Source organism: Leptotrichia sp. OH3620_COT-345, assembly GCF_003932895.1.
In the GTDB taxonomy this organism is placed as follows: domain Bacteria; phylum Fusobacteriota; class Fusobacteriia; order Fusobacteriales; family Leptotrichiaceae; genus Pseudoleptotrichia.
The window spans coordinates 65,843-90,114 of record NZ_RQYW01000007.1 but is presented as its reverse complement, the minus strand read 5'-3'; the positions used below and the strand labels follow the sequence as shown (position 1 = coordinate 90,114).

22 protein-coding genes and 1 pseudogene are annotated in these 24,272 nt (G+C 30.2%); 20 read left to right on the top strand and 3 right to left on the bottom strand.

Translation table 11 applies throughout. The features are described from left to right. The first annotated feature begins 242 nt into the window (after positions 1 to 242). The 3 genes from guaB (at position 243) to EII29_RS05805 (ending at position 3,121) form a co-directional block, all read left to right on the top strand. Positions 243 to 1,712 carry an IMP dehydrogenase gene (guaB, locus tag EII29_RS05815; protein ID WP_125236594.1) on the top strand — a complete coding sequence of 490 codons (1,470 nt, stop codon included), beginning with the start codon at positions 243 to 245 and terminating at the stop codon, positions 1,710 to 1,712. Positions 1,713 to 1,742: 30 nt separating this feature from the next. Next, positions 1,743 to 2,330, top strand: coding sequence for a viral A-type inclusion protein (locus tag EII29_RS05810; RefSeq protein ID WP_125236593.1), 588 nt, complete (start codon positions 1,743 to 1,745; stop codon positions 2,328 to 2,330). A gap of 80 nt (positions 2,331 to 2,410) precedes the next feature. Further along, the gene (locus EII29_RS05805) at positions 2,411 to 3,121 is read left to right on the top strand and encodes a B3/4 domain-containing protein (RefSeq protein ID WP_125236592.1); all 711 of its coding nucleotides are present in this window, start codon (positions 2,411 to 2,413) and stop codon (positions 3,119 to 3,121) included. 446 nt (positions 3,122 to 3,567) lie between these two features. On the opposite strand, the gene EII29_RS05800 is transcribed toward EII29_RS05805, so the two are convergent. After that, positions 3,568 to 4,509 carry a tRNA-dihydrouridine synthase gene (locus EII29_RS05800; RefSeq protein ID WP_125236591.1) on the bottom strand — a complete coding sequence of 314 codons (942 nt, stop codon included), beginning with the start codon at positions 4,507 to 4,509 and terminating at the stop codon, positions 3,568 to 3,570. Positions 4,510 to 4,656: 147 nt separating this feature from the next. Between EII29_RS05800 and EII29_RS05795 the strand changes: the two genes are divergently transcribed. Beyond that, positions 4,657 to 5,298 carry an OmpA family protein gene (locus tag EII29_RS05795; protein WP_125236590.1) on the top strand — a complete coding sequence of 214 codons (642 nt, stop codon included), beginning with the start codon at positions 4,657 to 4,659 and terminating at the stop codon, positions 5,296 to 5,298. 284 nt (positions 5,299 to 5,582) lie between these two features. Here the strand turns inward: EII29_RS05795 and EII29_RS05790 are convergent, their stop codons facing one another. Beyond that, positions 5,583 to 5,852, bottom strand: coding sequence for a DUF1294 domain-containing protein (locus tag EII29_RS05790; protein WP_125236589.1), 270 nt, complete (start codon positions 5,850 to 5,852; stop codon positions 5,583 to 5,585). Between the two features lie 716 nt (positions 5,853 to 6,568). On the opposite strand from EII29_RS05790, the gene EII29_RS05785 reads away from it, so the two are divergent. From EII29_RS05785 to EII29_RS05725, 15 genes and pseudogenes are all read left to right on the top strand, one after another. Then, the gene (locus EII29_RS05785; protein WP_125236588.1) at positions 6,569 to 7,336 is read left to right on the top strand and encodes an NUDIX domain-containing protein; all 768 of its coding nucleotides are present in this window, start codon (positions 6,569 to 6,571) and stop codon (positions 7,334 to 7,336) included. A 416-nt stretch (positions 7,337 to 7,752) separates the two neighbouring features. Next, positions 7,753 to 7,905, top strand: a complete 153-nt coding sequence (locus EII29_RS12045) for a hypothetical protein (RefSeq protein WP_158612476.1) — start codon at positions 7,753 to 7,755, stop codon at positions 7,903 to 7,905. 185 nt (positions 7,906 to 8,090) lie between these two features. Then, the gene (ilvD, locus tag EII29_RS05780) at positions 8,091 to 9,758 is read left to right on the top strand and encodes a dihydroxy-acid dehydratase (RefSeq protein ID WP_125236587.1); all 1,668 of its coding nucleotides are present in this window, start codon (positions 8,091 to 8,093) and stop codon (positions 9,756 to 9,758) included. A gap of 20 nt (positions 9,759 to 9,778) precedes the next feature. Then, positions 9,779 to 11,002, top strand: a complete 1,224-nt coding sequence (ilvA, locus tag EII29_RS05775; protein ID WP_125236586.1) for a threonine ammonia-lyase — start codon at positions 9,779 to 9,781, stop codon at positions 11,000 to 11,002. 75 nt (positions 11,003 to 11,077) lie between these two features. Next, on the top strand, positions 11,078 to 12,799 hold the full coding sequence (gene ilvB, locus EII29_RS05770) for a biosynthetic-type acetolactate synthase large subunit (protein WP_125236585.1): 1,722 nt from the start codon (positions 11,078 to 11,080) through the stop codon (positions 12,797 to 12,799). Then, a complete protein-coding gene (gene ilvN, locus EII29_RS05765; RefSeq protein ID WP_125236584.1) occupies positions 12,792 to 13,280 on the top strand; it encodes an acetolactate synthase small subunit in 489 nt (162 codons plus the stop codon). The genes ilvB and ilvN overlap by 8 nt, the downstream gene beginning before the upstream one ends. A 325-nt stretch (positions 13,281 to 13,605) precedes the next feature. Further along, positions 13,606 to 13,979: pseudogene (locus EII29_RS13170) on the top strand (hypothetical protein). Positions 13,980 to 14,359: 380 nt separating this feature from the next. Then, complete coding sequence (locus EII29_RS12815; protein ID WP_233573265.1) at positions 14,360 to 14,509, top strand: hypothetical protein; 150 nt, start codon at positions 14,360 to 14,362, stop codon at positions 14,507 to 14,509. A 282-nt stretch (positions 14,510 to 14,791) separates the two neighbouring features. Next, complete coding sequence (locus tag EII29_RS13165; RefSeq protein ID WP_368665478.1) at positions 14,792 to 14,944, top strand: hypothetical protein; 153 nt, start codon at positions 14,792 to 14,794, stop codon at positions 14,942 to 14,944. Between the two features lie 54 nt (positions 14,945 to 14,998). Next, a complete protein-coding gene (locus EII29_RS05755) occupies positions 14,999 to 15,868 on the top strand; it encodes a hypothetical protein (protein ID WP_125236583.1) in 870 nt (289 codons plus the stop codon). Between the two features lie 105 nt (positions 15,869 to 15,973). Beyond that, complete coding sequence (locus EII29_RS05750) at positions 15,974 to 16,831, top strand: metallophosphoesterase (RefSeq protein ID WP_125236582.1); 858 nt, start codon at positions 15,974 to 15,976, stop codon at positions 16,829 to 16,831. A gap of 747 nt (positions 16,832 to 17,578) precedes the next feature. Next, complete coding sequence (locus EII29_RS05740) at positions 17,579 to 18,376, top strand: ABC transporter ATP-binding protein (protein ID WP_125236581.1); 798 nt, start codon at positions 17,579 to 17,581, stop codon at positions 18,374 to 18,376. A 113-nt stretch (positions 18,377 to 18,489) separates the two neighbouring features. Then, positions 18,490 to 19,500, top strand: a complete 1,011-nt coding sequence (ilvC, locus tag EII29_RS05735) for a ketol-acid reductoisomerase (protein WP_125236580.1) — start codon at positions 18,490 to 18,492, stop codon at positions 19,498 to 19,500. A gap of 322 nt (positions 19,501 to 19,822) precedes the next feature. Next, positions 19,823 to 20,275, top strand: coding sequence for an META domain-containing protein (locus EII29_RS05730; protein WP_125236579.1), 453 nt, complete (start codon positions 19,823 to 19,825; stop codon positions 20,273 to 20,275). Positions 20,276 to 20,552: 277 nt separating this feature from the next. Beyond that, positions 20,553 to 21,503 carry an AEC family transporter gene (locus EII29_RS05725; RefSeq protein ID WP_125236578.1) on the top strand — a complete coding sequence of 317 codons (951 nt, stop codon included), beginning with the start codon at positions 20,553 to 20,555 and terminating at the stop codon, positions 21,501 to 21,503. A gap of 55 nt (positions 21,504 to 21,558) precedes the next feature. Here the strand turns inward: EII29_RS05725 and EII29_RS05720 are convergent, their stop codons facing one another. Continuing rightward, positions 21,559 to 21,930 carry a hypothetical protein gene (locus EII29_RS05720; RefSeq protein WP_125236577.1) on the bottom strand — a complete coding sequence of 124 codons (372 nt, stop codon included), beginning with the start codon at positions 21,928 to 21,930 and terminating at the stop codon, positions 21,559 to 21,561. Between the two features lie 452 nt (positions 21,931 to 22,382). On the opposite strand from EII29_RS05720, the gene glmS reads away from it, so the two are divergent. Next, complete coding sequence (glmS, locus tag EII29_RS05715; protein ID WP_125236576.1) at positions 22,383 to 24,212, top strand: glutamine--fructose-6-phosphate transaminase (isomerizing); 1,830 nt, start codon at positions 22,383 to 22,385, stop codon at positions 24,210 to 24,212. The last annotated feature ends 60 nt before the right edge of the window (positions 24,213 to 24,272 follow it).

The following is a 24,272-nucleotide window of genomic DNA, read 5'->3' as shown; positions in this document are numbered from 1 at the left end:
ATTAAATCTAATAAAAGTTGTTTTATTAACTGAAAAAATAAATTTATAAATAACAAATATTTTAAAAATATTAAATTTATAGTTGTATGTATTTTTATAATTTTATTGAAAAAGTTTACAGTAAAAAGAATAAAATTTTTGTATTTTATCTATTATTTATGTTATAATATTATAATTTATAAGTTATATCTAATAAAATAGAAAACACAATATATAAATTTCAGACAGGGAGGATTAAAGAAATGAGTCAAAAATCTAAGATTTTAATGGAAGGACTGACTTTCGATGATGTTCTGCTTATTCCGCAAGCCTCAGAAGTGTTGCCTCATGAAGTTTCTCTAAAAACGAAAGTTACGGAAAAACTGGTATTAAACATTCCTATTATTAGTGCTGCAATGGATACGGTAACCGAATCTCAGCTTGCTATTGCCATTGCAAGGGAGGGAGGAATAGGATTTATTCATAAAAATATGACTATTGAAAGACAGGCGGATGAAGTTGAAAAGGTAAAAAGGTATGAAAGTGGAATGATAACAAATCCAATTACTTTAGGGGAAAATGCTATATTGATGGAAGCAAATGAGTTGATGAAAACTTATAAAATTTCAGGATTACCTATAGTAGATAAAAAAGGTAATTTGAAAGGTATTATTACTAATAGGGATTTGAAATATAGAGAAGATTTTTCAATGAAAGTAGAAGAAATAATGACAAAGGAAAATCTGATAACCGCTCCTGTAGGTACTACGTTAGACCAAGCAAAAGCTATTCTTCTTGAGCATAGAATTGAAAAACTGCCTATCGTTCAGGATAAAAAACTTAAAGGTCTTATAACAATAAAAGATATTGATAATATTATAAATTATCCCAATGCTTGTAAAGATTCCCAAGGAAGACTGAGGGTAGGAGCGGCTGTGGGAATAGGTAATGATACAATAAGAAGAATTGAAGCACTTGTTGAAGCGGGAGTAGATATAATTACGGTAGATTCGGCTCATGGACATTCTGAAGGTGTTGTAAAAAAAATAAAGGAAATAAGAAAAGCATTTCCTGATTTAGATTTAATCGGAGGAAATATTGTAACGAAAGAAGCTGCACTTGATCTTATAAAAGCGGGAGTAGATGCAGTAAAAGTCGGAGTAGGACCGGGGTCAATATGTACGACAAGGGTGATTTCAGGAGTGGGAGTTCCTCAAATAACAGCTATACTTGAAATAGCCGAAGTATGTCAGAAGAAATCTATAGGACTTATAGCTGATGGAGGGATAAAGTTATCAGGAGACATAGTGAAAGCTATAGCGGCAGGAGCAGACTGTGTTATGCTGGGAGGACTTCTTGCAGGGACAAATGAAGCTCCGGGAGAAGAAATTTTATATAATGGAAGAAAATTCAAAACATATGCGGGAATGGGTTCGCTTGCAGCTATGAAAAGAGGAAGTAGTGACAGGTATTTTCAGCTTGAAGCGGCAACAGAAAAACTTGTCCCTGAGGGAATAGAATCAATGGTTCCGTTTAAAGGAGCATTAAAAGATACTATTTACCAGTTGTGTGGAGGGCTACGGTCAGGAATGGGATATTGTGGAACACCTACAATTGAAAAATTGAAAACTGACGGAAAATTTGTAAAAATAACTAATGCAGGATTAAAGGAAAGTCATCCTCATGATGTTATAATTACAAAAGAAGCACCTAATTACAATGCTTCAAATTAATTTAAAAATACATTGAAAGAGGATTTGAGAATGAAAAATACAAAGAAAATATTGTTTTTATTTATGATGATTTTAAGTATAAGCTGTATTTCAAATGCTTATGAGGATTATTACAAAAAAGTATATATTGTAAAAATTTCTAAAAAAGAAATATTTCAAGCTGTAAATGCTACTCAAAAACAGCAGAAAAAATTGTCACGTATTTTTGATAATTTTCAAAAAAAAGCCGAAAAAGTAGAAAAAGAATTAAAACAGTTTGAAGGGAAAAAAGAGAAAATTGATAAAATTGAAAAAGAAAGATATTTGAAAATAGCAGAAATTTTATCTTATGAGCAACTTACAAATTTTAACAGATATATTAATGAGAAAAAACTTGAATTTGAAGAAAAAAATGATAAAATCAGAAGTTTGATGGATAACTTGAACTTAGAAAATGAACAAAAAGCTGAAATATTAAAACTGGAAAGAGATTTTAAAAGAGAAATTAATAAATTGAAATATGAACGTTTATCTGAAAAGGATTTCATAATGGAATATGATAATTTAAAAAAAGTGAGAAATGAAAAAATAAGAAAAATATTAAATCCAGAACAATTGAAAACAGTGGAAAATTTTTGAAAATATACTTATAATGTCGGTCAGTTTCAAGAAAGGAGATAGGGAGATATTTAAAATAATATTTTCCTGAATTGATAGTTATGAATAAATTTATAATAGAAAAATCTTTTTGGGATATTTTTCCTGAAGCTAATGTCGGAGTTCTTATATTAAAAAATGTAAATAATATGAGGGAAACTTCCAATAATATAAAAAAGCTCTTGGAAGAGTCCAATAAAGAAGCGAAAAAGCATTTAACAGAGGAACAGTTCAGTCATAATCCGGTAATCGCAGTGTGGAGAGAAGCATATCAAAAATTTAAAACGAAAAAAGGTGTAAGGTCAAGCATAGAAGCTCTTTTAAAAAGAGTGGAAAAGGGATCAGGAATATCATCTATAAATCCTCTGGTTGATATTTATAATTCCGCATCTTTAAAATACGGTGTTCCATGTGGTGCTGAAGATATAGAAACTTTTGAAGGGGATCTCATACTTGGAGTAACCGAAGGAAATGATGAATTTTACGCTCTCGGAGATGAAGCAAATTCTCCTACACTTGAAGGTGAAATATGCTATAGAGATGATAAAGGAGCTGTATGTCGTTGTTTTAACTGGAGGGATGGACAAAGAACGATGATTACTGAAAATACGAAAAAAGCTTATGTTGTTATAGAATATGTGAATGCTGAAAAAAATAAGGATATTGAAAAAGCTTTGGAAATGATAGCTTATTATGCTGAAAAGGAACTTGGAGCTGAAAAATCAGCATTAAAAATATTAAACATAAACGAAAACACTATTGATTTAATATAACTGATTAAATCGATTTTCATTGAATAATTTGAATGTTAAAATTTAAAAAATATAATATAATTTTAAGTAAGTGTGTCAAAGTAAATTCTCCAGTCGTATTTGGTTGTGAGCCTGTAGGATTATTATTTATAGATTCTTTAAGAGTTTCGGAAGTGATTGAAATTTATGCAGTATCGTTTATTAAAGAAAAAACTGCTAAGAATAATTGCGTATTGTAATATATTTTCTCAAATATCTTAAATTTGACGGAATGAGAAGATTTTTCTAAATATTTACTGTAATGAAATGTATTAAACTTGATGATAAGTGGAAAGAAGTGTTGTAAAAGAAAAAAGTCAAGTCAAATTTTAGTATCATCTAAATAAAAAAAGTTAGAATAATAAAAGAGTTATTTTAAATAATAAAAGAATTTATTTTTTAAATAACTCTTATTTTATTTCATTTCATTAAATATTTATTATACTTTGAATTTTTTTATTTATATCTTTTTTAGTAATAATTTCTTTTAATTTTTGATTTGTATCTTCAGATAAAAAATTTTTGAAGTAAGGTTTCAGAAATTTATTTATTTCAAGAGAAGCGATAATTTTACCTTTATTTTCAATTAAGTATTCTATATGTTTTAAAACGGTATTTTTTATAGTATTCAAATCGGGGAATGAAGAAATTTTACCTGTTTCCAGAAGTTCTTTTAATTGAGTAACAAGCCATGGATTTCCAATGATTCCACGTGAAAGCATTACTCCGTTAAGATTAGAAGATGTAATTGTATTTACAATTTGTTCAGCTTCAAATAAATCACCGTTCCCTATGAAGTCAAGAGTTTCACTTCTCGGCAAATAACTTAATCTTGAAACGATATTCCAGTCGGAGTTTCCTTTATAGAACTGCTCTCCTGTCCTTCCATGAACACAGATAAAATCAAGACCGTATTTATCAGCTATTTTTATATATAATTCAGGAGAAGAAAAAGAGCGATATCCTATACGAATTTTGAGAGATAGTTTAGTCTTACTGTCTAACTTTTCTTTCAGTTCATATAACAGATTGTCAATAAGTTCGATTTTAGGAAGCAATGCCGAACCTGCCCCTTTTTTTATAATTTTAGGTTGAGGACAACCCATATTCAGATTTAGATTTTTAAATCCTATTTTTTCAGCTTTTAGGAAAGCATTGACAATATTTTCTTTATCATGTCCAAATATTTGAACTCCTTCATTTATTTTATCATCACATTTCAAAAGCTCATTTTCAGTAATTTTATCATTTTTATTTAACAGGTGTGCATTTATCATTTCTGTAAATAACAAATCGGGATTAAATTTTTTTAATATTTTTCTGTAGGAATAATCCGTGTATCCGGCCATGGGGGAAATGTATATTTTCATTTTTTCATCTCCTGAATATTTTTAAATTTGTATAATTTTTATATCACAAATTATTTTCAAAGTCAATTCAAATAGGAAAATCCCATTAATCTTATATACTTATTATACTGTTAAAAATCAAAATAGAAATAATTCAGGAGGGCAAGAATGAAAAAGATAATAGCATTATTGATGATGACTGTATTAGTTGCAGTTTCATGTACAACTACACCGGACGGTACAAAAAAGGTGAATAAAACGGCGGCAGGGGCAGGAATAGGAGCAGCAGCAGGAGCGGTATTAGGACAAGTAATAGGAAAAGACACAAAAGGTACACTGATTGGAACGGCAGGAGGAGCAACAGTAGGAGCTGTCATCGGAAATATTTTTGACAGACAGGAAAAAGAACTGAAAAATAGACTGGACGGATCAGGAGCAAAAGTAGAAAGAACAGGAGAAGGGGAAATTAAAATTACAGCACCTGAAAATATTACATTTGATACAAACAGTAGTGTGATTAAGCCAAGATTTACAAGTTCTCTTGATTCAGTAGCTGAAATATTAAAAAAATATCCTGATTCAAATATAATAGTTTCAGGACATACGGATAGTACAGGAAATGATTCTATAAATAATCCTTTATCAGTAAACAGAGCGGCTTCAGTTAAATCTTATCTTGTAGGAGCAGGAGTTTCAGGTTCAAGAGTAACTTCAGTAGGATATGGAAGTAAACAGCCTGTGGCGAGTAATTCCACAGCAAGTGGGAGAGCTCAGAATAGAAGAGTGGAAATTAAAATAGTTGCAAAATAATAATATGAATTGATTTGATTTTATAGAATTAAATAATAAGAAAATTATTAAACTAAAGATAACACCTAATACAAGTAATCGAAAGGAACTTTGTTAGGTGTTTTATATTTTTTCATTTTATTATTTATAAAATTTATATTTGCTAAAAAAACTAATGTTAGATTTACATACTTTTTAATTTTACTGTTTATTTTATTTAAGTAAAATAGATTAATTATAGTTTTTTAGCTGAAAAATTAAGAGATATAACTTGAATTTATAGAAGTTGATAAATACCAATATATTTAAAAATCAATCCAATAAAAATATAAAAAAATATGTATAAATAAAATGACCGGTAATCCAATGCGGAAATAAGATTTTTTGATTTTATGACGGCACAATATCATTCCTGCGATACCGCCTAACGCTCCGCCAAGTACTGAACATTCCAATAACATAAATTCCGAAATTCTCCATTGGTGATGCTTTGCTTTATATTTATCAATTATAAATAATATGAAAGTCATCAGATTAAGTATGATAAAAAGTTCTTTTACAAAATTTTTAGGCATTATTTTTTATATATTAAACAGAACATTCTTAAAAAGTACCTTGTTACATATATCTTAGAAGAAAAAGATATTTTAAGATAATATTTATGTTATTTTATTTGAAACGGAACTGTTTAATACTTCTCCTTTATATATTTATTAAGAGCAACATGCATCCTATAGTATTTTCATTATATCAAAAAATAAACTGAATCGCAATCAGATGAAATAATTTGATTATTTAATAAAGGATAAAAAAATTATAATAAAATTATTTTAAAAATAAAGTTTTCCAAAAATTATTGAATAGAAGATTTTAGATTTAAATATAAAAGTAAAGGAAATAACAAAAAATAAGTGAGTAAAAATATATTTTAGTATATAAAAAATATGATACTGTTGAAAAAAGAAAGATAAATTTTCATTATTTATAAAACAGAAAAAAGACATCATTTAAGGGATATGAAGTACCTATTCTTCATATTAATCTGGAAGAATATATAAAAGGTGGGACAAGTCCAATGAATAAATTAATTAATGAGATAAAAGGGTTATATATCAGTTTGAAAAATGAAAAATTTGAATAAATAAAAATATAAAATAAAAATCTATTTAATTCTAAAAAAATGAACTTTTTTATTCTCTAAATTTTATTTACAAATATATTATAAATATAAAAATCATTTTTTATATAAAAGTATGATATAATTGTAAAAAAATAAAATTCGGGAGAAAAAATGATTACAACATTATGCTATCTTGAAAAAGATGACAAATATCTGATGTTATACAGAAATAAAAAGAAAGTTGATATAAATAAAGGGAAATGGCTCGGTGTAGGCGGAAAGCTGGAAAAAGGAGAAATGCCTGAACAGTGCCTGAAAAGAGAAGTTAAGGAAGAAACGGGATATAAACTAAAGAGTTATAAATATAGAGGACTTGTGATTTTTAATTATAATGATGATGAGCCTTTATTTATTTACCTTTATACAAGTTCGGATTTTTATGGAATAGAGAAAAAATGTAATGAAGGAGAGTTAAGATGGATTAGAAAAGAGGAAATTTTTAATCTTGAATTATGGGAAGGGGATAAAATATTTTTGGAGTTATTGTTTAAAAATTCTCCGTTTTTCTACTTAATTTTAAATTATGAAAACAATGATTTAATTAGTTCAAAGTTGGAGTTTAAAATTAATTACAGCTGTTTTGAAGTATTTGTACCGGAAAATTATGTGGAAAAAATTGTGGAAAATTTGCAGAGATATTCTCTTCTGACAGAAGGTTTTTATGCAGATGTTTATTCTACAATTGAAACGGTAGGTCATTGGAAAACACTTCAAGGCGGGAATCCTTTTGACGGAAAAGTTGGACAAGAAAGTACTGTATGTGAAAAAATAATGAGATTCAGAGTAAAAAGAGAATTTGAAGAATTGGCATATTATCTGATAAAAGATATACATCCATATGAAATACCTGTAATTAATGTGTTTAGAACAGAAGTTTAGATATTGATTATATTTATGTAATATTTGATAGATACTTTCTTATTTATTTGATTTTTTGTATGCCAATGACTTTAGTCCAATTTTAAACTCTGATATGTTCATAAATTATAAGAATAAAATATTTTTCAAAAACAGCAGTAAGTTTAAATTTAATTTCAAAATCAATATTTATTATTCAAAATATAGAGAATTTAATACAAGAAATCTTAATAAATTTATTATTTATGACTTTGTTCGGGAGTAAAAAATAAAGGGAAAATAATTGGTAATAACGGGTAACAAATATAGGTTAAAAAATGTAGTAAAATATATAATATATATAATAAAAATTAAAAAGCTATATTTTACATTAATATTTATTTTTGATAAAATTATTTCATAAGAAATTAAGAAATTAAAATTTTTAGGAGGAAGTAATGCTTTTAACATCAACTTTAGTCATATTATTACTGATTATTATACAAATTCTGGGACTTATAATCATGAAAAACTTACAATTTTCAGCCTTAAAAGTTTCTAAGAATGATTTTGAAATGCAATCAGTAAAAAATAAAAATGACTGTTATTAGTAGATGTTAATAATTACTGAAAGAATAAAAAATCATAAGCTGTAAAGACTTAAAATAAAATTTGTCAGCTATCTTAATAAATTTAAAATTCTAATATGGACTTTTAAGGCGATTCAAATGAGTCGCCTTTTTCAATGAAATTAGATTAAAAAAATTAGTTGTAAAAAATGAGGAGAGTGAAATCAATGTCAAGGAGTAATAATTTAACAAAGGGAGCTGCAAGGGCTCCACATAGGTCACTGTTGAAAGGATTGGGTTTCGTAAATGAAGAAATGAATAAACCGATAATAGGAATTGCAAATTCATTTAATGAAATAATTCCGGGACATGTTCATCTGAAAACTTTAGTTCAGGCTGTAAAAGACGGTATAAGAAATGCAGGGGGAGTACCTATGGAATTTAATACTATAGGTATATGTGACGGTCTTGCAATGAATCATATAGGCATGAAATATTCTCTTGTGACGAGAAATATAATAGCTGATTCTATAGAAGCAACGGCAATGGCAACGCCTTTTGATGCAATAGTCTTTATTCCGAACTGTGATAAAGTAGTACCGGGAATGCTCATAGCAGCTGCAAGGTTGAATATACCTTCCATATTTATAAGCGGAGGAGCAATGTTGGCAGGGGTATACAAAGGGAAAAAGGTCGGATTAAGTAATGTTTTTGAAGCAGTCGGACAGTATGAAGCCGGAATGATAACTAAAAAAGAACTAAATCATGTGGAGGATATGGCATGCCCTACATGCGGATCATGTTCGGGAATGTATACCGCAAATACGATGAATTGTCTTACGGAAGCTCTTGGAATGGGATTGCCGGGAAACGGAACAGTACCTGCGGTATTTTCTGAAAGACTTAGACTTGCAAAAAAAGCGGGAATGCAGATAATTGAAGTTCTGAAAGCTGATCTTAGACCGAAAGACATAATGACTAAAGAAGCATTTGAAAATGCAGTAGCAGTGGATATGGCTCTGGGAGGTTCTTCAAATACGGCGTTACATTTACCTGCAATAGCCCATGAAGCAGGAATAAAACTGACGTTGGATGATTTCAACGATATAGCAAAAAAAACACCTCAGTTATGTAAACTTTCCCCTTCAGGAGAATATTTCATAGAAGACCTTTACAGAGCAGGAGGGGTTACCGGAGTTATGAAAAGAATGTATGAAAATGGGAGGCTTCATGGAGGTGGAAAAACCGTAACTTTAATGACACAAGCCGAACTGGTTAAAGATGCGTACATAAATGATGATGATGTAATACGGTCTTGGGAGAATCCTGCTTATGAAACAGGAGGAATTGCGGTACTGAAAGGAAATCTGGCTGAAGACGGTTCAGTCGTAAAAGAAGGAGCTGTGGATAAATCAATGCTCATACATTCAGGGCCTGCAAAAGTTTTTGACAACGAAGAAAATGCGGTAAAAGCAATAGTAGGTGGAAAAATAATTCCGGGAGATGTTGTAGTTATAAGATATGAGGGACCTAAAGGAGGACCTGGAATGAGAGAAATGCTTTCTCCTACAGCTATGATTGCAGGAATGGGACTTGATAAAGATGTTGCACTTATAACTGACGGAAGATTTTCAGGAGCAACAAGGGGGGCATCAATAGGACATGTATCTCCTGAAGCTGCTTCGGGAGGAACAATAGGAATAATAAGAGATGGAGATATAATAGAAATAGACATACCGGGGAGAAAACTGAATGTAAAATTATCCGATGATGAAATACAAAGGAGAAAATCGGAAAAAGAACCTTATAAAATAGAAGTTAAGGGATATTTAAGAAAATATGCGTTACATGTGTCATCGGCAGCTGAAGGCGCTGTGGAAATATTTCAAGATTAAAAGAAAGGATGGTCGAAAAATTGCACAAACTATATGATTTTATGGAAGCAAGGGAAAGATTGGGAACAGTAATAGTAAAAACGAAACTGATTCATAGCAGTGTGTTTTCAAAGGAAACGGGAAATGAAGTTTATATAAAGCCTGAAAATTTACAGAGAACAGGGTCATTTAAAATTAGAGGAGCATATAATAAAATATCAAAACTTACTGATATTGAAAAAGAGAAAGGAGTTATCGCCTCATCAGCAGGAAATCATGCTCAAGGTGTAGCCCTTGCAGCCCAAAAGTTAGGAATTAAAGCTGTAATAGTAATGCCTAAGCATACTCCTCTCATTAAAGTCGAAGCAACAAAACAGTATGGAGCTGAGGTCATTCTTTATGGAGATGTTTATGATGAGGCATTTAAGAAAGCAAAAGAATTACAGGAAAAAGAAGGGTATGTATTTATTCATCCTTTTGATGATAAGGATGTAATAGAAGGACAAGGAACCATAGCACTTGAAGTCCTTGAAGAGCTTCCGGATGCAGACATTATAGTAGTTCCTTTAGGTGGAGGAGGACTTGTTTCAGGAATTGCAGCAGCGGCAAAACTTAAAAACCCACAGATAAAAATTATAGGAGTAGAACCTGAAGGAGCAGCGAGTGCTATAGCTTCTCTTAAAAAAGGAGAAATTACTGAACTAAAGGAGGCAAGCACAATAGCTGACGGTGCTGCTGTTAAAAAAATAGGAAACATAGATTTCGACTATATAAAAAAATATGTGGACGAAATTATAACCGTTTCAGATTATGAGTTAATGGAGGCCTTTTTACTGTTAGTCGAAAAACATAAAATCGTAGCTGAAAATGCAGGTATTTTATCTGTAGCAGGATTGAAAAAACTGAATGTAAAAAATAAGAAGATAATATCCATATTAAGTGGAGGGAATATAGATGTACTTACAATTTCTTCAATGATAAACAAGGGTCTTGTAGTAAGAGGAAGAATATTTAAGTTTTCGGTAGACTTACCTGATAAACCCGGTCAGTTGGTGGCGGTATCCCAAATACTTTCAAATCAGAACGCCAATGTAGTCAGACTTGAACATAACCAGTTTAAAAATCTTGACAGATTTCATGAAGTTGAGCTTCAAGTGACGGCGGAAACAAACGGGGAAGAACATATAAGAAAAATAATTGAAGAATTTAAAAAAGAAGGATATGTAATTAAAAGGCTCAATTCACAGGAAATAACAGGAGAATAATAAAGTGAAGAGAACTTTGCTTATGGATATTATGAAAATGATAGAAATAAATTTTGAAAAAAGGCGGTTGAAAAAATGAGCGGTGAAATGATAAATGGAGCCAAAATAGTACTGGAATGTTTAAAATGTCTGGGAATAACTGATATATTCGGATATCCCGGTGGTGCAGTAATACCTATTTATGATGAGATTTATAAATTCGGAAGTAAAATAAACCATTATTTTGCAAGACATGAGCAAGGGGCTGCCCATGAAGCCGACGGTTATGCAAGAGTTTCAGGTAAAATAGGTGTGTGTCTTGCAACATCAGGGCCGGGGGCTACAAATCTTGTAACGGGAATAATGACGGCTCATATGGATTCCATTCCTATGCTTGCCATTACAGGGCAGGTGGGAAGTTCGCTTCTGGGAAAAGATGCCTTTCAGGAAAGCGATATCGTAGGAATAACAGTGCCTATAACTAAAATGAATTATCTTATACAAAACATAAAAGAGCTCCCCAGAATTATTAAGGAGGCTTACTATATAGCCACTACAGGGAGACCCGGGCCTGTACTTATAGATATTCCTAAAGATATACAGACACAGGAGATTTCCTATGAGGAATTTAACAAATTATATGAAAAGAATTTTTATCTTGAAGGGTATGAGCCTACATATAAAGGTCATCAGGGACAGATAAAAAAGGCTGTCAGATTTATAAAAGAGGCAAAAAAGCCTTTAATTATATCAGGAGCGGGAATTTTAAGATCAGGTGCATCTGAAGAGTTGAAAAAATTTGCAGAAAAAACTCATATACCTGTAACAATGACACTTTTAGGTCTTGGAACTTTTCCCGGAAATCACGAGCTTTCATTGGGAATGCTTGGAATGCATGGAACAGTTTATGCAAATTATGCGACTGACGAAGCGGATCTTATAATAGCTGCAGGAATAAGATTTGATGACAGAATTACAGGAAATCCTGACAAATTCTGTAAAAAAGCAAAAATAATTCATATTGATATTGATCCTGCGGAAATTGATAAAAATAAAAAAGTAGATATTCCCATTGTCGGTGATTTGAAAAATGTACTTATACAATTAAATGGAGAACTGGAAAATTTAAACCATAGTGATTGGGTAGAAAAAGTGAAAAACTGGAAAAAAGAGTATCCCCTTGTTTACAGACAGATAGGAGAAGATAAACTGATACCTCAGGAAGTTCTTGAAGAATTAAATGATATTTTAAAAGGAGATGCTATAATTGTAACTGATGTAGGACAGCATCAAATGTGGACAGCTCAGTTTATTACATATAAAAATCCTGATTCTATTGTAACATCGGGAGGAGCGGGAACAATGGGATTCGGTCTTCCTGCAGCAATAGGCGCACAAGTTGCAGCACCTGATAAAAAAGTTGTACTTATAGTGGGAGATGGAGGATTTCAAATGACTTTTCAGGAACTTATGCTTATAAAACAGTACAACCTTCCTGTAAAGGTTCTTATTGTAAATAATTCATTTCTCGGAATGGTAAGGCAATGGCAGGAAATATTCAACGATAGAAGATATTCATTTGTTGATTTGACGCATAATCCGGATTTTATAAAGATAGCTGAAGCTTATGGAATAAAATCTGCAAGGCTCAAAACAAAAAAAGATTTAAAAACGAAGTTGAAAGATCTTATAATGTCTGATGAAGGGGTTGTAATAGATTGCATTGTGGAAAAAGAAGAAAATGTATATCCTATGATACCGGCAGGAACAAGTGTAAGTCAGATGATGGGCAAGAGGGGAGTGCTTGAAGATGAATAGGGAACATGAAATTTTAATAATTACAAAAAATACAAACGGAATAGTAGCGAGGATAATGTCTCTTTTTAACAGACGGGGATATTTTGTAAATAAAATGACGGCAGGGGTAACGAATAAACCCGGATATGCTCGTCTTACACTTACTGTAGACGGGGATCATAAATCTCTTGATCAAATACAGAAACAGGTATATAAAATAGTAGATGTAGTTAAAGTGAAAGTTTTTCCAGATCAGGGAGTTATCCGAAGAGAACTTATGCTTATAAAAGTCAAGTCCGATACTGAAACAAGATCCCAGATTGTTCAAATTGCGGATATATATAGAGGAAAAGTACTTGATGTGTCACCTACTTCCCTTATAATAGAACTTACAGGAGATGTCCAGAAACTAAGGGGATTTGTGGAAATAATGAAAAATTACGGAATTTTGGAAATGGCGAAAACAGGAGTTACTGCTATGAGTAGAGGAGAAAAAATGTAGAAATTTTTGAAATAAAATAAGGACTTAAAGAAAATAATTATAAAAAATGAGAAATAATGGAGTAGTTTTATATATTTGCAGTTTTGTTTCATAAGAATATTTATCCCGATCCTCAGAAAAAATAATAAAAGAAACAATAGATATAATTTAAAAAATAGAAAAATGCAAATGAGAATCTTTTGGCAAATTATTTAAATTGAGGTTTCAAAATGTCAAAATGAAGAAAAATTATAAAAATAGGAATTATGAAACATATAAAAATATTCAATATGATGTTAAGGAATGGAGAGCAGATTTCGAGAGTAAATCTTAATGTTGAAGCAAACTGAGGATAGCAAGGCAGCTTAAATCACTGGGAACAGATATAATTGAAGCGGAATTTGCTGTAGTTTCACCCGGAGATTTTGAAGCAGTAAAACCTATTACAGACAATATAGAAAATTTAGTTGTTACAGATTTAGTAAGAGCTGTAAAAAATATATAGAAGTTACGGAAGAAGTTCTGAAAAATGTTCGAAAATCAAGAATCCGTGCATTTATAGCTATTTTTCCTGTTCATAGGGGATTTAAGCTGAAAATGTCCAAAGAGCAGATTATAAAAAGAGTAAGAGAAATGGTTACTTATGCGAAATCATTTTTTGATGATATAAAATTTTCAGCGGAAGGCACTTTAAGTACTGAAAAGGAATATCTTATGTAAATATATGAAGCGGTAATTGTGTGGATGTAATTCCTGATGAAATATATGAAACTATCAGATATGTAAAGGGAAATGGGAAAAAATTCAAAATGTCGATATTTCAGTATATTATCATGATGATTTGGGATTGTCGATAACAAACCCATTCATAGCTGTAATAAAGGTGGAAGCAACATAGATAGAATATACATTGAACGGTATAGGAGAAAGAGCAGGGAATACATTTCTTGAAAAAGTACTAATGATATTAAAGACACGGAAAGACTTATTTGGAAAGTATACTATGAATATTGATATCGGGTAAATATATCCTGCAATCAGATTTATAAGCCTTTCGACGGGAATTTCATTACAGCCTGATAAAGCTATAGTGGGAATAAATGTCTTTACTCATGATACATCAGTACGGCTCCCTTGCCAATCCTGAAACTTATCAAATCATAAAATCTGAAATCGTGGTAAGAAATACCGATAGTTTCATACTGGGGAAACTTTTAGGAAAACATACTTTTGTCGAAAAGTTGAAATAATTTGGTTTTTATGATATTAATGATAAAAAGAATGAAGAACTGTTCAGTGAGTTTAAGTCCTTACAGATAAGAGAAAATATGTTCCTGATGAGGGTGTAGTTTCTCTTGTAACGAGAGATGCCACAAAAATTCAGGGTAAAATTTCACTTGATTATTTCAAAATTATAAAGAAGGATAAAAAGCTTAAAGCTGAGATATCCATTTTTCAGAAGGTGAAAAAAATTTGCTGAAGCATAATATGGCGACGGTTCTGTAAATGCAGCTTGTAATGTAGTAAATAATATACTTGATGATACTTTTATACTTGAAGAGTATAAACTTGAGTTAATAATGAGAGATACTGATGTGCAAGTTCATGTTGTAGTAATTATAGAAAAAGATAGTAAAAGAAATGTAGGAAGAAGACAAAATACCTACAAGTTAAAGCAAGTATAAACGCTTATATTAAGGACCTGAACAGACTTCTGAATAAATGGAGGATGATTAAAAGTGAATAAGCATGAATTAACGGTAAAGAATTTAAAAGTGGTAAAAAAAACATTTTTTCTTGTCATGATTATGTTAATGAACATAAACCTGTTTTCTGTACAAAGTAAAAAAAATGAAGTTCATGATGAACTGAAAAAGAAATTAGTAGACACGAATATAAAAAAAGAATCTAAAGAAGCATTTTTAAATGCTATTCTATATATTCAGAGTGATGATAAAAAAGCGGAAGAATTTCTTTTGAAAGCATTAAAGCTTGATAAAAATAATTATTATGCAGATACTTATCTAAATTATTATAAAGAAATAGAAAAACATAAAAAAAATCTTAAAAATACTCCGAAAGATCCTACTGTATATTTTGTTTTAAGAGCTCTTTATAAAAATATGGGAAAGAAAATAGAGCAGGAACAAATAGAAAAACAAATAAATTTGATATTTCCTGATTTTCCTGGACTTGATTTTCGAAAAGGCTTAGAATATATTGAAAAAGGTATAGATGATGAAGATAAAGAAAAATATAAAGAAAGTATAAAATATTTTAAACAGGCATTGGAAAAATCTAAAAATCTTAATTATAAAAAATATTCCCGTTATATTTCCACTGAAGAAAGAGACGGATATGTGTTCAGTTCTGAAAGATCTATTATAATGGCTTATCTTTTTTTAGGTGAATATGATATGGCAGTGGAACATCTTGAGAAATATTATCGGGACATGAAAAAAATAAATTATAACCGTTTATTGTATAGTGTAGGAATTCCGTTTGAAATATATAATGAAAAGATTATTAAACCGAAAAGTGAGAAACTTTATAAAAAAAATATGGAAAAACTAAAAAAAGTAATGGAACTTGATAAAAATGTTAACTGATAAAATAATCAAAGTATGTTTTTTAAACTAAAATTCAGATAAAAAAAGAAAAAGGAAAAAATATTTTATATTTATTTATTATTAATTTTGAATCAAGGAGAAGAAATGCAAGCAAAGAAAAAAAATATGAAAAATGTAGTCCTTAAAATTACTTTATATTTTTTATTATTAATTTTGACATTTTTAATATATTCCCATTATGAATATAAAAACATCAAAATAAGAACAATAGAAATAAAATCAAAGGATATTCCTGAAGAATTTAATGGAAGGAAAATACTTTATGTTGCAGATTTTCAGTATGATACAATAGGAAGATTTAATAAAAAGCAACTGAAAAAAGCAATTAATCTTATAAATGAGCAGAAAAAGGATATAATACTTCTTGGAGGGGATTATTCTACATGGGAAAAATATAGAGCTGCTTTTTATAAAGAAGCGGAAAATCTTAAAATTCCTGAATATGGAATATATGCAATATATGGAAATCATGAATATCCCAATATTGAAGAAAGTACAGAATATCTAAAAAAAATTAAATATAACATTCTTGCAAATTCAAGTAAGAAAGTAACTATAAATTCCCAAAACATATATATTGCAGGAGTGGAAGATTTATGGCATGGAATCTCTGATGCCAAAAAAGCTCTGGAAGGTATAGAAAAAGAAGATTTTGCTATATTTATGACTCATAATCCTGATTATTTTGAAGAAATGACTGAAAGTCAGAAAGAACGATCGGATATAACTTTAGCGGCACATACTCATGGAGGACAGGTAACTTTTTTCGGGAAAGTGTTTTTTGCACCTATAAGGCATAAAGAAAAATATGGATATGGGATGAAAGAATACGGGGGACATAAAATATATATTACATCAGGCATAGGTGGAAGTTTTCTGGAAATGTTCATCAGGTTTTTCGCTCAACCTGAAATAGTTATATTTGAATTAAAAAAAGTCTAATTAAAATAAGAATATTGGAAAAGGAAAATTTTAAAGCACGAAAGAAGAAAATGAAGGGAAAAATTGCTGATAATATCAGGAAATCTAAAACTTTATTCGATAAAGTGTGAAAAAAACATGTAATTACAGGAAAACAGGGAGAAGTACAGCTTCTTTATATTGATTTAAATTTAATTTATGAAGTTACTTCGTTACAAGCATTTTCAGGATTGAGAATGGCAGGATGTAAAGTGAGAAGACCTGATTGATCATAATGCTTTTATGACAATTGCCGAAAAAATGAATATACTGGACGGAATATCATTCAAGGCACAGTTGAATGTATTGAAAAAAACAGGATTTGGAAAATAACAAGCTGACAATAGTAGTAATGCTGAGATATTCTTTTTAGTTGGAAAAAGAAGTCGATGCTATGGAGAAAGCAGTAGAAAATGTTTCAGATAAAGGCTTTAGAACAGAAGATATTTATATTAAAGGGACTCAAAAAGCGAGAACATAAGAAATGGAGACGAAAATTGTATATACAATATAAATATAATTTGGTAATTACTGTTAATATATAAAAATCAATGGGATTATGTGTTAGTTCTTCAACATCTACTGATATATAAAACTCTGAAATTAAAATATAACAGTTTAATATGATATTAGATAAATCTGAAAAATTGATTTTACTATGTGAATTTTTTGAAATAGTAAAGAAAACTTAAAATATCCGATAGATTAAGTAAAGAGAAAGGGAACTTGATGAAACAGGAGAAAAAAGAAATTTTACATTATGAAAATGTGTCTTTTATAAGAGAGAAAAGAGTTATTTTAAAAAATATAAACTGGCATGTGGAAAGTAATGAAAACTGGGCTTTGTTAGGGTTGAACGGTTCGGGGAAATCTACAATTCTCGGGATGATACCTGCGTATACCTTTCCTACAAAAGGAGAAGTTAGAGTTTTCGGACATAAATTTGGAAATTATGCCTGGAAAAATATAAAAGACAGAATAGGATTCGTAAGTTCTTCGTTAAACAGCTTTTTATTGACATTGAATAAAGAAAAGCTGAAGGATATAGTGATTTCAGGAAAATTCAGTTCTATTGGAATTTATCAGAATATAAGTGAAAAGGACAAAGAAAAAGCTGAAAAAATAATAGAAGATTTTAAAATAGGTTACGTAAAGGAAAAATATTTTTCCGCTTTATCTCAAGGAGAGCAACGTAGAGCACTCCTTGCAAGGGCATTTATGAATGAGTCTGAACTTCTTATTTTGGATGAACCGTGCTCAGGGTTGGATATTGTATCAAGAGAACATTTTTTGTCTGTACTGGAAGATAAGGCAAATGGTGAGAACAGTATTCCGTTTATATATGTGACACATAGGATAGAAGAAATAATATCATCAGTAACTCACGTAGCTCTACTGAAAGACGGAGAAATAACGACTCAAGGATTAAAAAAAGATATATTGACAGATGAATTGTTGACAGAGTTTTTTGAAATTTCAGTGAGAATCGAATGGGAAAATGAAAGACCGTGGCTTGTTGTAAAATAAATAAAGAGAATATTTGGATATAAAAGTAAATATTTGAAAAAATGAATGAAATGTATTACCATATGATAATAAAAATGTTAATAAAATTAATAATAAAATAGGAGGCTACAATAATGGCGGGAAATATTTTAGGAACAACGGTTTATTATGATTCGGATTGTAATCTGGATAAACTTACAGGAAAAAAAATAACAGTTTTGGGATATGGATCTCAGGGACATGCTCATTCACTAAATTTAAAAGAAAGCGGTATGGATGTAACGATAGGATTGAGAAAAGGATCAAAATCATGGGAAGTAGCTGAAGAAGCAGGGTTTACAGTTAAAGAAACATCGGAATCTGTAAAAAATGCCGATATAGTAATGATTTTAATACCGGATGAATTACAGGGAGATATTTTTAAAAAGGACATTGCACCTAATTTGAAAAAAGGTGTCTATCTGGGATTTGGGCACGGGTTTAATATACATTTCCGAAAAATCAAACCTACGAAAGATGTAAATGTATTTATGGTGGCTCCTAAAGGACCGGGACATCTTGTAAGAAGAACATTCCAAGAGGGAAGCGGAGTTCCGTGTCTGATAGCGGTAGCTCAGGATTCAGCAGGTGATACTAAAGAGGTAGCATTGGCATGGGCATCGGGTGTAGGAGGAGGAAGATCCGGAATTCTCGAAACTACATTTAAGCAGGAAACTGAAACGGATTTATTTGGTGAACAGGCAGTTTTATGCGGAGGAATAACGGAACTGATTAAAACAGGATTTGAAGTTCTGAGAGAAGCAGGCTATGATCCTGTAAATGCTTATTTTGAATGTCTTCATGAAATGAAGCTTATTGTTGATCTCATTTATGAAGGAGGATTGGCAAAAATGCGTCATTCTATTTCAAATACCGCTGAATTTGGAGATTTTGTGACAGGACCGAAAATAATTACTTCTGAAACAAAAAAAGCAATGGAAGGAATTTTATCGGATATACAGTCAGGAAAATTTGCGGATAATTTCTTGGCAGATTCAAAAGCGGGTCAAACTTTCCTTAAAAGGAAAAGAGAAGAAGCTGCTGACCATGAGTTGGAAAAAGTTGGGAAAGAATTAAGGGAATTAATGCCTTGGATAAAGAAATAAAACAAGTAATTTAATAAGAATTATAATATAATTTCACTAATACAGATTAAATATTTATATTAATTTAATTATATTAGAAATATTTACTATAAATTAATTAGTAAATATTAAAAAATAAAATAATATTTGTTTTTAAATTTTGCTTTTAAAGTATGATAATAATTGAAAAAAATATTTTAAATTTTTTACACAATAATAATTTTTTATTAAAAAATAGAAAAAATAGAAATTTTTATAACCATATTATTAAAATATTAAAAGATTTTTCAAATTTTACTATGTTAATTTTAGTACTGAAAATAAAAAACAATTAGGAGGAAAAATGAAAACAAAAATAATTTTAGTATTGATTTCAGTATTGTTAGTCTTTAATATAGGATTTTCAGCTGTTTCCAAAGGAGCAAGAAAAACAAGAAAAGTTGAAAGTGTAAGACAAAGAGTAATGAATACATATTGGAAATTGAAAGATATTTCAGGAGAAGATGTAAGTGGAAAAGGTATTACACTTGATTTTGGTAAAAATGAAGTGAGTGGTAAATCAGGAGTAAATAATTATTTTGGAGATTATAGAATAATCAAAAATAAAATTTCAATATCTAAGTTAGGAGTGACTTCAAAAGCGGGTTCAAAAGAATTAATGGAACTGGAAGCGGATTATTTGGATATTCTTCAAAGTGTTGAAATAATAGAAGTTAAAGGAAATAAGCTCATTTTAAAAAATGCTGCGGGTGATGTTCTTACATTTATTCAGGATAAAAGCCATACTTTATATTAAATTTCAAATTTTTTCTAAAAAGAGTTGGGTAAAAAACTTAAAATAAGCCCAACTTTTTTTACGAAAAGTTTGGATTATTGTAAATATAGTTCATATGCTTAAATTAAGAAAAATAGGATAAGTGTGAAAGAAGGGATAAAATTTCGAGGGCAAAAATCGGGATGGTATCAACAGTGTGAGGAGGATAATAAGCTTTTATAGGAAAAATACAGCTGGACTTTCTTCGGATTTTTTTAGTATAATGAAACGTAACAAATGAAAAGGAGAAAAAAGAAAAATGATTTTTATAAAATCGCTGGAAAGTATTTTCCCGATTATTTTTATGATAGGAATAGGATATGTTTTAAGAAAAAAAGACTGGTTTCATGACAGTTTTAGTGAAAATGTATCGAAAGTAATAACGAATATTGCTTTACCTGCATCAATTTATATTGCAGTTTCAACTAATTTAACAGTAGAAATGCTTATTTTAATGTCAGATAGACTGATTTACACTTTCGGTTCGTTTATTGTCGGATATATTTCAGCTGTTATTATTGTTAAAATATTCAAAATAAAACAGGGAAGAAGAGGGATTTTCATAAATGCCTTTGTAAATGCCAATACTATATTTATAGGCTTACCTTTAAACATAGAACTGTTTGGAGAAGAAAGTTTACCTTATTATCTGATGTACTATATAGCAAATACTGTTTCCATATGGACTTTCGGTTCGTTTTTTGTATCTTCGGACAGTAAGGACAGTGAAAATAAAAAAGGAGGGATAAAATGGAAAAAAATATTTTCTCCTCCTCTTATAGGATTTATAGTTGCTTTATTATTGCTGTTTCTCAATATAGAACTGCCTAAAATGATTAATTCTACGATGAGATATGTAGGAAGTATAGTTACTCCTCTGTCTCTTATGTATATAGGAATCGTACTTTCTGATGCAAGACTTAGAAATATACATTTTGACAGAGATACAATACTTGCTTTAACAGGCAGATTTTTGATTTCGCCACTAATAATGGTGATTATACTTATGTTAGGTATGAAATTTTCAGGAAGTCTGACCGCTCTGGATATAAAAACATATATAGTACAGTCGGCTGCACCTGTATTTGCAGTATTACCTATATTGGCTAATGAAGCCGAAGGAGATATAAAATATGCTACAAATGTGGTAACTACAAGCACAATTCTGTTTGCACCGGTAATATCTGTTTTAATGATGTTTTTGAAATGATAAGCAAGATGTTTCTTATGAGAAAATGTTGATATCTCATCTGAAACATCTTTTATTAATCTACAGGATCTGCCGGAAATATAATTCTTAAATCTTTAGAATCAAGAATTACAACAGTTTTAAATTTTATATCATAGGCATAGGCATAAGAGTTATCCTTAAAGTATACATTTTTATAAACAGTCAGCTTATGTTTTTCAAATGTTTCCTTTTCCTGTTCATCATCATATCCATAATGGAAAATGTAGTAATCATTATTTTCTTTTTCTATTTTGAATGTGTTGGGACTGTCAGGAAAGCTCCAACTTTTATTTTCGATTTTATCAAAGTTAAGATTTCCATCAGTTGTAAAAGGGAGATTTAATCCTTGAGCTGAAAATGTCAGTCCGTAAATTGAAAGTCCTAAAATTAATATGAACTTTTTCATATTTTTTGTCCTCCTTAATAATTTATTTAAAGTGTATTTTTGAAAATTATATCATAACCTTGGGGAAACTACAATAAAAAAAGAAAGTGAAAATATTATGAATTGAAAGTTGATTTAAGAAGAAAAGTAGAAAAAATAAAATTTCATAAAATATATGAAAAAGTATAATTTAAAAGAAATTTTAGTAAAAAAATTCAAAAATTTTTGTTTATTGAAAAAAAAACATAATTCTGATATAATTACCCAATCGGAGAATAAAAAATAAAAAAAGCGCCAGACCTTCATTTTAAGAAAAATAAAGGTGACGAGGAAAAAGGGTTATCGAAATTATCGGCGGATACTCTTTAGGTTATCACAACCTTAACAGCATACAAAAATTACAGGTGACTGTAAAACAAAACTGCTGTAGTGATTATTCTACCGAAATAATTTTATATTTAAGGAGAATAATTATGTGCGGAATAGTAGGGTATATCGGAACACAGAATGCACAGGATTTTGTGTTGGATGGATTAGAGAAACTGGAATACAGAGGTTATGATTCAGCGGGGATTGCTGTAAATACAGGAGAAGAAAAATTTTCAATTATAAAAAAAGTAGGAAGACTCCAAAATCTTGTAGATGTTTTAGAGAAAAATCCTTTAAAGGGGAAAGTAGCCATAGGTCATACGAGATGGGCGACACATGGAAAACCGTCTGATGAAAATTCACATCCTCATTTTAATAACGATGAGACACTTGTTGTAGTTCATAACGGAATTATTGAAAATTATCTGGAATTGAAAAAAGAACTTATTGAAAAAGGATATAAATTTAATTCTGAAACGGATACTGAAGTTATAACTCATTTACTGGATGAATTGTATGAAGGAGATTTATTGGAAGCTACAAAAAAACTTATCAAAGTTATTAAGGGAGCTTACGCACTGGGAATTATGTCGGTTTCAGAGCCTGACAGAATAATAGCTGTCAGAAAAGAAAGCCCTTTAATTATAGGTTTAGGAAAAGAAGAAAATTTTATAGCTTCGGACATACCTGCAATATTGAAATATACGAGAGATGTATATTTAATTGAAAACAATGAAATTGTAGAAGTAAAAAATAATTCAGTTAAAATAATGAATTCTGAGGGGCAGGAATTGACAAGGGATATTACTCATATTGAGTGGGATTTGGAAGCGGCGTCAAAAGGTGGATATGAATTTTTCATGGAAAAAGAAATATTTGAGCAGCCTGAAGTATTCATAGAGACATTGAACAGCAGAGTAGATGAAGATAACAATATAAACTTTGACAATGCAGGGCTTACAAAAGAATATCTTGACGGAATCGAAAGCATCTATATAGTAGCATGCGGAACTGCTTATCATGCAGGACTTGTAGGTAAATATATAATTGAAAAGAAAACAAGAGTAAAAGTGGACGTGGATATTGCATCAGAATTTAGATACAGAAATCCTGTAATGAATGAAAAAACATTGGTAATTGTACTTAGTCAATCGGGAGAAACTCTCGATACTCTTGAAGCATTAAAAGAAGCTAAGAGAAACGGAGCGAGAGTTATAGCAATTTCAAATGTTGTAGGCTCATCTATTGCAAGGGAAGCCGACCATGTGATTTATACATGGGCAGGTCCTGAAATAGCGGTAGCTTCCACAAAAGCATATACTACTCAGATGATAATCCTTTATTTATTGGCTACGGATATGGCGAGTAAGTTTGGGAAAATTACGAGGGAAGAGTATGAACAAGATATAAAATCACTCTATAAACTGAAAAAAGATATTGAAAAAATGCTTGAATACTCAGATAGGATAGAAGCTGTGGCAGATAAGATAAAAAATTGCAAAAGTATGTTTTATCTGGGAAGAGGTCTTGATTATGTAATTGCAGTTGAAGGAGCATTGAAATCAAAAGAAATTTCATATATTCACTCTGAGGCTTTTGCATCAGGAGAATTGAAACATGGAACAATAGCACTAATTGAAGATGGCGTACCTGTGGTAATAAATATTACACAATCGGATTTATTCGATAAATCCGTATCCAATATAAAAGAGGTAGCGGCAAGGGGAGCTTACGTTATAGCCATTGCAAAAGAGGGAAATATTCTTGTAGAAGAAGTAGCGGATGAAGTATTTTATATACCTGCAGTAGAAGATGACTATACAGGTTTTCTTTCTATAATAATTCATCAGCTGCTGGCATATCATTTGTCAAAATTAAAAGGAAATGATGTAGATAAACCGAGAAATTTGGCAAAATCTGTTACAGTGGAATAAAAAACTTTTATTTTTACATACAAAATGTTATAATAAAAGTGATAAAACAATCGGAGGTGT